We start from the raw sequence: 14,120 nt of genomic DNA, 5'->3' as shown, positions 1-14,120 counted from the left end.
AATAAGCCTATAAAATATTATCTTCTTGAGATAAAATTTATAGACTTATTGTATTTAATATATACCTTTTATAGTGTTTTCGAAATCTGCTTCATAGTATTTGCTAAATCCAAAATACCGTATCCCTGATATGTATTTGGATAAATGTATATAGGCTCTTTCCTAGCCCCTAACATTAGATATGTTTTTAGTGTTGGAGTATACATAGTTTTTCTTGGATATAGACCCTGTTGACTTATAAAATCCATTAGAAGTGCTAAAACTCCACTTACAACTGAACTACTAATTCCTGTGCCTGTGCCTGTATTATAGCTTTGATTTATATAAGTCGATATTATATCTACACCAGGTGCAACTATATCTGGTTTTATAAAGCTAGTTCTCAACGAACCTCTGGAGGAGCCTATCCACATGCTTGATGTTCTATAATTATACGCACCTACACTTATTACATTTTCTATATTTGCAAATGACGTTATTGTAGATGAAGATGTCGGATCTAGAAATCTGGTTGTATTAGATATTAAACTCTTGTTTGGAAGATATATATCATAAAGTCCATCTATTATATACTCCGGCTTTAATCTAAGTGTCCAAATACCTGGTTTTATATCATATAAACCTATAAAAAGTTTTTCACTTCCGTATTCAAACCAAGGATAGACAATTTGTAATTCATATTCTGTATTTTCTAAATTAAATTTTCCATAATATGGGTAATTATCAGGTGAGTATACTATATTATCGCTAATTTCACCTGATGGTGATATGACTTGAATACCTATTTTATCAGGTCCATCCACTATCAAGTATATTTCTAAGTTATTTTGTTCTCCTACCTGAATTATTACATCTTGAGGTTCATCAAAAGCCGCTATTTCTCCTTCATTGTGAATATCTGTATTCCCTTCATTCCCTGCTCCCGCAACTAATATCACTCCTTCTTCATATAGGAAATTAAATGAATCTAGAAGTGACACCTCTATTTCTCCACCAGGTGCAGTAGCTACAGTTAAATTTATTATTATATACTTTCTCTCTTTAGTTGCAACATCATTTATATATTTTATAGCTGATAAAAAGTCTGATGACTGATAATTAATTTTGCCTTCCTTAAACCTCCCTCTATATTCTCTTAATTTTACAACAACTAATTCACTGTCTATTGCTACCCCTCTATACTGCGAATTTAAATTTCCCCTTCCACAGCATATCCCAGCTGCCATAGTTCCCGTTCCTGTATTATCTGAAGTAAGATTTCCATTATTTTCACTTATTGCTTTGTTTATATCCTCCCTTGAAAACTCAGTCCCAAACAAACATTCTGATGGTGGATCTCCATGTTTACTATCTTGATCCCATATAGAAATTATCTTTGTATTTCCATCCTCATCTATAAAATCAGGATGGAGATAATCTATCCCTGAGTCTATAATTCCAATTATTACCCCCTTGCCAGTAACACTACTATATGGATTGCTGTATACAAATTCGGTCCCTGCAGCAGTCGATACAGTCTCACCATTTTCAATGTTATTGGTTATCTCAATCAACGAACTCATAGGACTCGACCTTTGCCACCATCCTATAATTTTGATACTATTAAGTATATCTTCATCAAAATCTCTTTTTGTATATATAGCGGCTAGTTGAGAGTTTAATATTATATATCTATCAATACCATTGGACTTCAATGTATCTTCTAATTCAGTCCTTCCACTTTGATACATTATAAGGTAAGATTTTTCCATATTTTAAAATCCCCTTTTATTTTAATTGATCGAACATTCCTCTTATATCCAATACTCCATATCCATAATTTACATTAGGATATATATTATTTGGGTCTCTTTTAGCTCCTATCTCAAGGAATGGTCTTATCTGTTGAACAAATGCTCTATTCGGATACATATCATTTACTAAAATGTATTGTAAAAAAAGAGCTATTGCTCCACAAGTATGAGCTGAAGCTACTGCTGTTCCTGTTATTGTGGCATATTTGTTTCCAGGATAAGGTGCTATTATATCTACCCCTGGTGCAACTATTTCTGGTTTTGATAAGTTATCTATAGTTGGACCTCTAGATGATGAGGGCCAAAGACTTTCATTTTTGGTATCATATGCTCCTACTGTAATTTGGTCATAATAATTCCCTGGATAATTTATGGTGTATAGTGGATCTGGATCAGTGAACCTAGTACCTGGTTTTAAAAATACCCTATTAGGTAAATATATATGGTATACTCCACTTATTACATATTCTCCTATTAACATAATTCTCCAGGTACCCTTTCTTGCATTCTTCAAATTTATAATCGTCTCTTGCTGACCTGAGTATGACGTCGGGTATATATATGTTATAAGGTAGTCTGTTGCTTCTAAGTCAAACACGCCTGATACGTCATTAAAATTTGTAACCTGTAATACTTTGCTTCTTTCTCCTGTCGGGGTTATGATTCCAACAGACATTTTATCAGGTTTATCTACCAATATCTGTATTTGTAATTGATCTTCGTCCTCCGATAACTGTATATCTATATAATCTACATCTCCCCTAAACTCTAGCTTACCTGATGCATGAGTTTGTGTGTTTCCCTCATTTCCCGCCGCTGCTACTACAGTAAATCCTTGAGAGAAATATAATTTTTCTTTTATAATTCTAGAACTTCTTCCTACTAATTGTGTCGATCCTACAGAAAGATTTACAACAGCAGGCATCTTAATTTCTTTAGCCTTTTGGTAGATATACTGTGTTGCTATATATGACATAGCATTATTGTAGAATCCATTTATTTTTTTCATTTTTATTACTATTAACTCGGCGTCTTCTGCTATACCAGCATATTCCTTATTTACATTTCCAAGTCCTGCACATATGCCACTTAACATCGTTCCTTGACCCTCTTCATCTGTCGATAAACTTGAATCATTGTCTTGAATGGCTTTGTTTATATCCTCTCTAGTATACTCCGTTCCAATAGAGTACCCTTTCGGAGGATTTCCATCTTTTGTTTGATCCCACAGATATATTATCTTTGATGTGCGATCAGGATAAATAAAATCTTCATGTAAATAGTCTATGCCAGAGTCTATAATACCAATAACTACACCTCTCCCAGTTATAGAAATATTCGGATTATTTTTTAAAAAATTAGCTCCTATATCTTCTGTGGCAACAACACCCCCTGATATACTTTGCCTTATATTTCCTAGAAGCGCCACCCTAACCCAGCGTTCTGAACTTTCCACGGACTTTAAAGTTAAAATTCTTTTTATTTCATCAATATTTGGTCTATCTGTGAAAATGGTCCCAAAATTATCTGCTATTTTGTAATATTTGTATGATGTATTTAATTGCATAAATTCCTGCTCAAATTCTGGACCATGAAGTATATTGCGTACAGGTATCAAATTTTCAAAACTATTTTCTATTTGCCTTTTTCCCTTATCATAACTTTCATCTATCTTCAATATTTCTGTATTTTGGGAAACGTTGTTTGATATTGATAAAAGTATATCTATATTTTTAGCGGCTGTACTTACTGGCTGAAAGACTAATTCCCATATTCCTGCTTTTATAGATTCTGTAGAACTTAATCGTATACTTACTTCACTTATTCTAGGATTTGAATTTATAATGTATAAATCACCTTTTACCTTAGTATTTTCTATAATATTTTTTATTCTTCTAGACTTGTATGATATATATCTAGTTCTTCTATTTGACGGATCTACTAAATATATATAAAAATCATCAGTTAAGCTTAACTGCATATTTATTTCCAGTAATTTTTCCTGTTCATCAACTTTTAACTCTATATTTATTTTTTCACCTTTTACCTTCTTAAGTCTATATATTTCTTCCTTGTATCTAACTAATACCTCATAGTCTATATCAATCCCCCCCTTAAATAAATCTGATTTGATTTCTAAATTAAAACTTTGATTTCAATTACTATAAAACTATCCATTATAATATATATATGTATCCTGTCACAAAGATATTATAATAAAATAACCATACCTTATATTTTGGTATGGTCATTTTATCTACTAGACTTTATATTTATAGCTCTAGCAATCTATTATCTCACTATGTTTGCAACCTGCCTTATAGTTTCCTGTAAATTTAAAATTCCATACCCTTGAGATACATTCGGATATTTATATATGTCCTGTTTAGTAGTACCTAGCATCAAGTAAGTTTTCAAAGTTTGTGTGTACAAGAGGTTTCTTTTTAATTTTTTCTGCTCTACTATATAATCAAGCATAATAGCTATTACCCCGCTTGCAATAGAACTACTAACACCGGTTCCTGTAGCCGTATTATAAGATCTCCCTCTTGCGGTCCCTATTATATCTACACCAGGTGCTACTATATCTGGTTTTATACGCTCTCTTTTTACAGGTCCTTTTGATGACCCTATCCACATACTATTTATTTTCTGATTATAACACCCAACTGTTATTACATTTTCAGTTGTTGCGTATAATGTTATTGTTGCGTATGAATTTGAATCCAAAAATCTAGTATCTTTAGATATCAAGTTTTTATTAGGCAAGTATATATCATACTCTCTATCAACTATAAACTCAGGCACTAATCTCATAGTCCATACTCCTGGCTTTATATCATTTATATATATTTGTGTATATTCTCCTCCTGATTGTAGCCAAGGATATGAATATAAAATCTTATATGAGGTATTTTCTAAGTTGAAAACTCCATAATACGGATAATACTCAGGTTTATAATTAACCACATTCCCCAATTCCCCTGCTGGAGATATCAACTGAATACTTATTTTATCTATTCCTCTACCTGTCAAAACAATATCAAGTGCATGTTGATCGCCAACTTGAATTAGCACGTCTTCTATAGTGTTGTAATTTCTTATCTTACCCTCATAGTGAATATCTGTGTTTCCCTCGTTTCCGGCACCACTTACTACAATTACTCCTGGCGATTGTAAAGATTCAAAGGAATCCATTAGTGTTAGATCTGTAGTAGCTGTAGATATATCTCCTACTGTCAAGTTTATTATCAAAAATTTTCCTTGATTAATCGAAACATCTAAAACATACTTTATCGCAGCTAATAAGTCTGCAGATTGATAATTGATTCTTCCCTTAATATAAGTATCTTTGTATTCTTTTAGCTTTACTACTATTAATTCACTATCTATAGCTACCCCTTTATATAGTTGATTTAGTGCTCCTCTTCCACAACTTATTCCTGCAGATATTGTTCCCGTCCCAATATCATCCTGCGTTAGACTATCATCATTTTCCTCAATTGCCCTGTTGATTTCCTCTCTAGTAATTTCCCTACCAAACGGAATATCATCTTCTTCTCTTCTTTCTACATTTTGATCCCATATAGATATTATCTTTGTAGTTCCATCGTCATTTATAAAATCAGGGTGCAAGTAGTCTATGCCTGAATCTATGGATGCAATCACTACTCCCTTTCCCGCTGAAGATATATATGGACTTTTGTATATATAGTCTGCACCCGATGCCCCTATAGAAGTCGTTCCTGATTGGATATCATCAGTTATTTGTATCAATGAACTTACTGGCCTTGATTGTTCCCAAGTCGTAATCCCTTTTATTGTTGCCAATTTTCTTTCATTAAAATCTGCAGTTACATACAAAACACCAAGCTTATTGTTCAATATAACATATATATCTATATTATTTTCTCGTAATTCATTGATTAGCTGATCTTGTGGCCCTTCATAAATAAAAATATAAGCCCTCTCCATATCTATATCCCCTACTTTATTTTAATTGTTCGAAAACTCCCCTTATATCCAATATCCCATATCCATAACTACCATTTGGATATGAGATATCTGCACTTCTTTTCGCTCCTGCCTTAAGATAGGTTTTTATTTTTTGAGAAAATGACTTAGTAGGATATATCCCATCTACTAATACATATTGCATATAAAGAGCAGCTGAGCCTGCTACATATGCAGCTGCTGGAGCTGTTCCAGTTATTGTAGCATATGTATTTCCCGGGTAAGGTGCTATTATATTGACCCCCGGGGCCACAATATCTGGTTTATATGTTCCTGCTATAGTTGGACCTCTAGACGATTTTACCCACATGCTATTATTTATAGTGTCATAAGCTCCTACAGATATATTCTCATCATATGTTGCAGGATAGTTTATGGTATATAATGGGTCAGGATCTCTAAATTTAGTTCCTGGTTTCAAAAATACCCTATTAGGTAAGTATGCCTGATAGACACCACTCGTTATATAGTTTCCAATTAACCTTATTCTCCAAATTCCTTTTTTCACATTATTCAAATTTATCCGTGCAAGTTCTTGTCCTGAGTAGTTTGTAGGATATATATATGATATAGAATAACTCGTTCCCTCAAAGTCAAATAAACCCGTCACTGGGGTATAGTCCGTTTCTATTAATAACTTGCTCTGCTCCCCTATTGGCGATACGATACCCACTGTTACTAGATCTGGTTTATCCATTAATATATCTATATCCAATGTGTCCTCTTCTTCCAATAGCTCTAACTCTATATCCTTTATCTCACCATTGAACTGAAGCCTTCCTGATGTATGAGTTTGTGTATTCCCCTCATTTCCTGCCGCCGCTACTGTATACATACCTCTTACAAAAAATGTACTTCCTATTACTGTTGATGAGGTTCTTCCGGGCATATTACCACCAAGCGAATAGTTTATTATAACAGGTATATTCTCATCGTAGAATTTTTTGTTAAAATATTCTGTAGCCGCAATCAGACTAGCATTCGTATAATATCCTCCTATTTTAGACAACTTAACTACTATCAACTCTGAATCTTCTGCAACACCTGGATATTCACTATTTACTCTCCCCATCCCTGAACATATACCACTAATCATCGTACCATGTCCTTCTTCATCTATTGATAGGCTTGGATCTTTATTTGCTATTGCATTGTTTATATCTTCTCTAGTGTATTCTGTTCCAATTGAAAATCCCTCAGGTGGATTTCCCTCTTTTGTTTGGTCCCATAAATATCTTATTTTTGAAGTTCCATCTGGGTATATAAAATCTTCATGCAAATAATCTATCCCCGAATCTGCAATACATATTACCACTCCTCTGCCAGTTATAGATACATTGGGATTATTTTTAAAAAAATTTGCACCTATCTCCTCATTTGCAGTAATTCCCTGTGATGTTCCCTGGCTTATTTCCCCCAACAAAGATATACGTATATTAATTTGATAAGTAACTACAGATTCAAAGTTAAGTATATAAGATACATATTCCTGATATTCTGGCGATATAAATACCACTCCAAATTCTTCGCTTATTTTATAATATTCATATGGTATCCCAAGGCTCTGCATATCCTCCTCAAAATTTCCATCGTGTATTATGTTTATACCATATCTAACATTCGATGCCTGATTAGAGTATTCTCTTCTTAATCCTCTACTAAATCTTTCTGATTTCAAATCTATCTCATTAGGTATTTTTTCTCTGCCTTTTTTTAATATATCATCTAAATTAACATTAGATAAATCTAGCTTATTATATCTAGTTAATCTATCTAAATTATTAGAGTTTTGATTCATCAGCTTCAATATAGATGCCTTTAGCTTTTGAGAATACAGGTATAGATCATTTTTTTCTACTATTCCCCACTGCATAAAAAGTGCTAAAATTCCTGCCATATATGGATATGAATGTATGACCTTGCTTGTATTTTGAGGAATAAATTTAAATGGATTTTTATTAGACTCTATAAATTTTGTATTCTTTAGAATTTTAAAAGAATTTTTTAAATATATACATATATCCCCACTAACTATATCTATGGGAACAAATACAATCTTCCACTTTCCAGGTTCTATTGATGTTTTAGAGCTCATTTGTATTCTTATTCGTCTTAGTAGACTGTATGGTGATATAGGATGAAAGTACCCCTTTATTTTAGTTGTCCCTATAATATTTTTTACTTCTCCAGATGTTAATGAGATAGATCTTGTTCGTATGTTAGATGGGCTTACTAGATAAACACTAAATTCGTCTATAAAATCTGAACATATATCTAAATCTAATAAAGTTTCACCTTCAACTATATTAAACTCTGCTTTTACTTTTTTATCTTTAATAGCTATTTCCTTGCAACAATATTTGTTGTCATTATTTCCAGGTGCAACTACTATATTATTTTTCCAAAACAAACACATATCATCTATGTATTGTTCAAATAAGGATATATCCTTGTTGTAAACTTCATTAGTAACATAATTTATGCTTATAGCTACTGGCATCTCCAACTCTAGAGACTTGTTTAGTATAAACTTTATAGCCCTCATTAAATCAGTGCTTTTTATCAATTCACTATTCTTTACATTTCTTATTTTCACAAAAATTATATTTGAATCATTTGCTATTTCATAACATATACGGTGTACGTCTTCATTATTTCCTGTATTTTTTTCTATAGGTATTTCTAAATCCCCGTTTATCGCCTTATTTATCTCTTGGTTAGTATATGGTGCTCTTTCATCTGATTGGTTCCAATAATATAATATTTTTGATTTTCCACTTACATCCTTTAGTATATCTAAATCGTAGTTTATTTCTGAATCTATAATGCCAAGTATAGTCCCCTTCCCAGTCAATTTGTTATTTTTCTTAAATTCCTCTAATCCTTCACTAGAAAATCTTTCTATCTCCTGTCTTTCCAATAAGAATGGACTTTCTATATGACTTATTATATCTGGATAATTTAATAATTCCCTTATTTTTCTTTTTGAATTTGAAGTTATTATTGCATAGTTGCATCCTAGTATTTCTACTTCTACCCCAATATCCTCTTCTATTTTATTGATAGATCCACTATATTTAGCTACCACCTCGTATTCTATAGTAAACACCTCGCTTCAAAACCAATTATTTTTAAACTTCAAACTTAACTTTAAATCTACCATAATACTAATTATCTAATCCATAGATTAAATAAACCTAGCAATTTTATAAACATTTCTATTATATATATGTACTTCTACTTATCAATAGTCCTAATAAATATTTGTAGTATAGTATCAAAATTTTTTTAAAATAATATCATAATATTATAATTTATTAAGTATAGGAGATGTTAATATTGAGGAAATTCGATAATAAATATTCATTGGTTAGATTTTTACATGCGGTCCCTGGAATAATGCCTGTTGACATATATCTAAATGGTAGTCTACTTTTCAATAGAGTGTTTTTCACTCAATTTAGTCCATATATTTATATTCCAGAGGGAGCTTATGAACTAACAGTTTTTTATACTAGGACTAAAGAAAATCCTATATTGAGACAAACTATAAGAATTAGAAACGGAGAACTTGCAACCCTATCTATGACTGGAAATTACTATGATATCAAAGCATTGATTATTCCAGAAGATAAAAATGGAATTAGCGGAGATAATTCAAAAATGAGAGTAGTTCACTTATCACCCAACCTTCCAGAATTAAACATACTATCATATGATCTAACACTATTTTCTAACGTTAGATTTAGAGAAGTTACAGATTATATAGAGCTTCCATCTAATTTTTATAAAATAAATATAGAACTTTCTCAAAACAACAGATTATTAAGAAGCAACAGAATCGCTATAAATCCAAGTCAAATATATACACTATACATTATAGGGAATTTTCCTAGTTTTCAAATTTTTCAATCTATGGATGGAGTATCATTTTTAACTCCAGTTATAAGACAAAACTAAAAAAATTCGCTTAGCTCATGTCGCCAACGACTTCGTTCGTTGCTAAATTTTTTTTACTTACAAGGCCAGTATATTGAAATTTTTAAGTTATACAAGGTACTCACAGTCTAAGATTAATTATAATTTCATGATACGTAAAAAATAGTATGCTTATTATATAATTTAAACTATATAGGCATACTATTTTTCATTTGTATTTAATTAATAACTTAACATTTTTTCTAAATTAATCTGAGCTACATTAACTAGACTGATATTAGATAAATCTAAAAATCCATACCCCATAGAGTTATTTGGAAAAGTATACTGCGGCTTTCTTCTTGCATATCTAGTCAACAAATACTTCATTTTTTGTGAGTATAAAAACAAGTCATTCCTATCTGTAATTCCCCACTGCATTAGTAACGCCACCGCACCTGTAACATGAGGTGTAGCCATACTAGTACCTGTTAAGCTTCCTAAATTTCCACCTGGCAAATACGATATTATATCCTCTCCAGGTGCTAATAAATCTGGTTTATAAATTCCTCTTTCTATATCTCCCTCTCCTGAAAATATAGATACTATATCATTTCTAGAATTAAAACTTCCAACCGTAATTACCTTTCTAGCTGTACCTGGAACAGTAACAGTAAGTTCTCTAGTCGGTGTCAAAAACCTAGTATCTTTACTTATACTTTCTGCAGTCGGAAGATATATATCGATATCTCCATCAACTATATCTATTGGTTCAAATACTATTTTCCATATTCCATGGTTTATTGATCCTATTGATCTCATCTGTATACTAATTCTTCGTAATAAAGAGTACGGAACTATTGGATAAAAATATCCATTTATTATCGTCGAACCTATGGTATTATTCACTTCACCTGATACCAATGAAATTGATTGGGTTCTTACATTTGACGGATTTACTAGATAAACTCTAAAATCATCAATAAAACTAGGCCATATATTTATGTTTAGTAAATCCTCATCCACTCCAACTACAAATTCAACCTCTGTGTTTTTGCCCGAGTCTTTAATATTTATGAATTTATGTCCACCTTTGTCTCCATTATTTCCCGCTGCAACAACTATATTATTTTTCCAAAACGAGCACATATCATCAATATACTGCTCAAATAAAGATAACCCTCTATGAGAGCCTTCATTACTTCCATAACTTATATTTATAACTACAGGCATTTTTAGTTCCAATGCTCTGTCTAATATAAACTTTATAGCTCTCATAAACTCCGTACTTTTTGAAAATGTATCCATAGTTCTACTTCCAACTCTAACAGCTATTATATTGGCATCACTTGCAATTTCCGCACAAATTCCTGCAACGTGTGTACCATGAGTACTAGTAGCTGATACTGGTATATTAATTTCTCCATTAATTGCTCTATTTATATCTTCGTTTGTATATAAAGCTCCATTCCTAAACCCCTGTGGAGGTGTTCCAATATCTGATTGATCCCAGTAGTAAAGTATCTTAGATTTTCCATCTTTATCCCTAAATACTGGCAAATTATAATCTATACCAGAATCTATTACACCCAATATAACTCCCTTTCCTGTCAAGTTATTTCGCTGCTTAAATCTTGTTATACCAGTACTAGAGAAACTTTGGGCATCCTGAGTTTCTAATATAAATGGTTTTTCTACATATTCTATTTCTGGATAATCAAGTAATTTCGATATCTGCTCTTCTGATTCTGAAATTATTATTGCATAATTATATCCTAGTATTTCTGCTGTTACACCTAAGTCGAATTCTATTCTTGATAGGTCTCCATTGTACTTAACTATCACCTCATATTCCACTTTAGCCTCACCACCTATATACTAATTTTCATTATATGTTATTATAGTATGATTTTTTAAGTATGGTTACACTATTTTTTTATAGGAATAAAACAAGATAATATTAAATTAATCCCTCTTCTTTCCTACTGCAGCAAGATATAATACAAACTCTTCGTCTCCATCTAGTCCTAGAAGGCTATCTATCATTTCTTGGTCATATATACCTATAGCACAAGTTCCTGACTCAATAGATTCACTTGCTAAATAAAGATTCTGACATACATGACCGATATCTATTAAAATCTTTTTATGAGCTGTAATATCAAACTTCCACTCTGATCTGTATGGAATAGTACTCCATACAAATAGTACAGCTGCTTTCTTGGCAAAATTAGGAACAAAGGGTTGATCCAAAGTAATCTCATCAATTTTTTTATCTATCCCGTCTAATTCAAACATAAATAGTAGCTTATGTTCTACTGGTAGGTATCTATAAACCCCTGTCTTTACTCCTTCAACATTTGTTATAAATAAATACGTTTCAAACGAATGTGTTGCCCCACTACATGGAACTGTTCTTAATGTAATTCCTGCCTTGTTAGTAGTTGTAATCCCCTGAGTAGCCCATAGTAAATATGATAACTCCTCAAGACTAATCGACTCATCACTATAAAATCTCGTACTTCTTCTTTCTTTTATACATTTATATATATCATTATTTTTTACAACCTTTTCACTAACCTCTGGTAGGTCAATAATCTTAGATGATTTATCATATGGTTTAACAATAGGTGGTTGTTCTATCTTCATCATCCTATCGGTTTTTATATTTTTAAATTCATTGAAATTAGATTTCAAAAAATCTCTCTGTTGTTTATATCTTGCCATAACTAATCCTCCTTTTTGATATATTCGACATAAATATCGCTATTATAACTTCAATTTTTACTCTTCTTTAGAAATTATACACTTGGTTTTTATTTTATTCAATCTCATCTTTTATATATTACCCTTATACTATCACATATAAATATGGGAGCTAGCCTCTCTATTAAGATTCTAGTTCCCATAAATATTTAATCCTTCAAAATTTTCTAATTGTTTGCCTTTAATAGATCACGAATTTCTTCAAGCAATACCGCCTCTTTGCTAGATACTTCTGGTTCAGGTTCTACATCAACCGCTACTTCTTTTTTCTTCATTAGAGAAATAAGCTTAACAAACATAAAAATAGAAAATGATATTATTAGAAAGTCTACTATAGACTGAATAAAAGAACCGTATAAAATTGCTGACTCCGCAATATCTCCACTTGCAGGAGTAATTACATATTTTAAATCAGTAAAATTAATGCCTCCAAGTAAAACTCCTATAGCTGGCATAATAATATCGTTAACTAACGAAGTAACTATTTTCCCAAAGGCACCACCAATTACAACCCCTACGGCAAGATCAATAACATTGCCCTTTACAGCAAATTCTTTAAACTCCTTAAGCATACAAATACCTTCTTTCGTAAAATTTAAAATATTTATTATTTCTATATTGTAATAATTATACAAATTATAATTTACCTAAACATAAGTGTCAATTATACTAATTATTACCCAAATTTATATATTTTTAAACTAAATACCATTACCTTAAGTCTATTTTTGTAAATAATTTACTTGTTCACTAAAAATCACCATTCGAAATCTCCCTAGGCCACGAAAGTAGTGTCTTTCTAGATATCTTTAAATCTCTTTCTCCTGGAAAATGTAAATCACAGAAATAGTTATGGTAGTTAGCAGTCCAAACATATTTATCCCAAACCCTTATGTCTTCCTTGTACTCAAATAATAATTCTTCAATTTTTTGTTTATGCTTTAGTAGCAATCCAAACTGAACCCTTTCAAATTCATATTCGTTGTTACATTCTGTATAATATTTAAAAATAGTACTTAAATAATTTAAAAACCACTGTCCATCACTGTCAATTAGTATCTTTCCTTTTTGTGGGGCAACATCGTAGTAATTTATATACTTCTGTACCCTCTCTACAGTTTTTTCATCCAAAATAATTCTAGGATAACAGGCAACAGTACTTTCTATATGGTGAGCATCTAAAAGAGCTGGTCCAAAAACTATATCCTCATTTATGATCCTCATTTATGTAAAAATCACCTACACTTACCCCTCCTCTTACAAAAAGACCTTCTAGTGCTAAGTTGAACTGATACTCTGATACATTTTGAAGTATCTCGTCCAACTCTTCTTCTCCATCTCCTTTTATAGGGTATGCAACAACCATATTATCGGTAAAGATTTTTATTTTTCCTTGACTATACTTATTAGGAATTATACATTGTTTGTTTTTATTTATAAGATAGTTTATTTCTCTAAGTAGTTTGTCGCCATACCCGCTTTCACAGGAATTTGAAATCATTTGAGAAAAACCTAATGTATCTATCGCGCATACAATAGAATTAACTAGCCTTGGCTTGTCTTTATCATATTTTTGCATATTCATTTAAACACATCCTTTTAATATCTGTACAAAGATCAAATATAATT

General features: G+C 31.5%; 10 protein-coding genes. 1 reads left to right on the top strand and 9 read right to left on the bottom strand.

The features are described 5' to 3' along the window. Positions 1-68: 68 nt before the first annotated feature. From cspC (BUB34_RS06045) to BUB34_RS06030, 4 genes are all read right to left on the bottom strand, one after another. Positions 69-1,751, bottom strand: coding sequence for a bile acid germinant receptor pseudoprotease CspC (gene cspC / locus BUB34_RS06045; protein ID WP_073125363.1), 1,683 nt, complete (start codon positions 1,749-1,751; stop codon positions 69-71). A 16-nt stretch (positions 1,752-1,767) separates the two neighbouring features. Next, a complete protein-coding gene (locus BUB34_RS06040) occupies positions 1,768-3,774 on the bottom strand; it encodes a S8 family peptidase (RefSeq protein WP_073125360.1) in 2,007 nt (668 codons plus the stop codon). A 311-nt stretch (positions 3,775-4,085) separates the two neighbouring features. After that, a complete protein-coding gene (cspC, locus tag BUB34_RS06035) occupies positions 4,086-5,768 on the bottom strand; it encodes a bile acid germinant receptor pseudoprotease CspC (protein ID WP_073125357.1) in 1,683 nt (560 codons plus the stop codon). Between the two features lie 16 nt (positions 5,769-5,784). Beyond that, positions 5,785-8,916 carry a S8 family serine peptidase gene (locus BUB34_RS06030; protein ID WP_073125354.1) on the bottom strand — a complete coding sequence of 1,044 codons (3,132 nt, stop codon included), beginning with the start codon at positions 8,914-8,916 and terminating at the stop codon, positions 5,785-5,787. A gap of 230 nt (positions 8,917-9,146) precedes the next feature. Here BUB34_RS06030 and BUB34_RS06025 point away from each other — a divergent pair, with 230 nt between their 5' ends. Next, a complete protein-coding gene (locus BUB34_RS06025) occupies positions 9,147-9,767 on the top strand; it encodes a DUF4397 domain-containing protein (protein WP_073125351.1) in 621 nt (206 codons plus the stop codon). Positions 9,768-9,968: 201 nt separating this feature from the next. On the opposite strand, the gene BUB34_RS13765 is transcribed toward BUB34_RS06025, so the two are convergent. The 5 genes from BUB34_RS13765 to BUB34_RS13535 form a co-directional block, all read right to left on the bottom strand. Beyond that, positions 9,969-11,582 carry a S8 family peptidase gene (locus tag BUB34_RS13765; RefSeq protein WP_084120234.1) on the bottom strand — a complete coding sequence of 538 codons (1,614 nt, stop codon included), beginning with the start codon at positions 11,580-11,582 and terminating at the stop codon, positions 9,969-9,971. Between the two features lie 108 nt (positions 11,583-11,690). After that, positions 11,691-12,452, bottom strand: a complete 762-nt coding sequence (locus BUB34_RS06015) for a SagB/ThcOx family dehydrogenase (RefSeq protein ID WP_073125349.1) — start codon at positions 12,450-12,452, stop codon at positions 11,691-11,693. Positions 12,453-12,658: 206 nt separating this feature from the next. Next, a complete protein-coding gene (gene mscL / locus BUB34_RS06010; RefSeq protein ID WP_073125346.1) occupies positions 12,659-13,063 on the bottom strand; it encodes a large-conductance mechanosensitive channel protein MscL in 405 nt (134 codons plus the stop codon). Positions 13,064-13,241: 178 nt separating this feature from the next. Beyond that, positions 13,242-13,715 carry a hypothetical protein gene (locus BUB34_RS13540; protein ID WP_242948837.1) on the bottom strand — a complete coding sequence of 158 codons (474 nt, stop codon included), beginning with the start codon at positions 13,713-13,715 and terminating at the stop codon, positions 13,242-13,244. Continuing rightward, positions 13,699-14,076, bottom strand: coding sequence for a hypothetical protein (locus BUB34_RS13535; RefSeq protein WP_242948836.1), 378 nt, complete (start codon positions 14,074-14,076; stop codon positions 13,699-13,701). Before BUB34_RS13535 ends, BUB34_RS13540 begins: the two co-directional genes overlap by 17 nt. Positions 14,077-14,120 lie beyond the last annotated feature (44 nt).

This window comes from Asaccharospora irregularis DSM 2635, assembly GCF_900129815.1.
Classification (GTDB): Bacteria; Bacillota; Clostridia; order Peptostreptococcales; family Peptostreptococcaceae; genus Asaccharospora; species Asaccharospora irregularis.
This window is presented reverse-complemented; position numbering and strand designations above follow the sequence as displayed.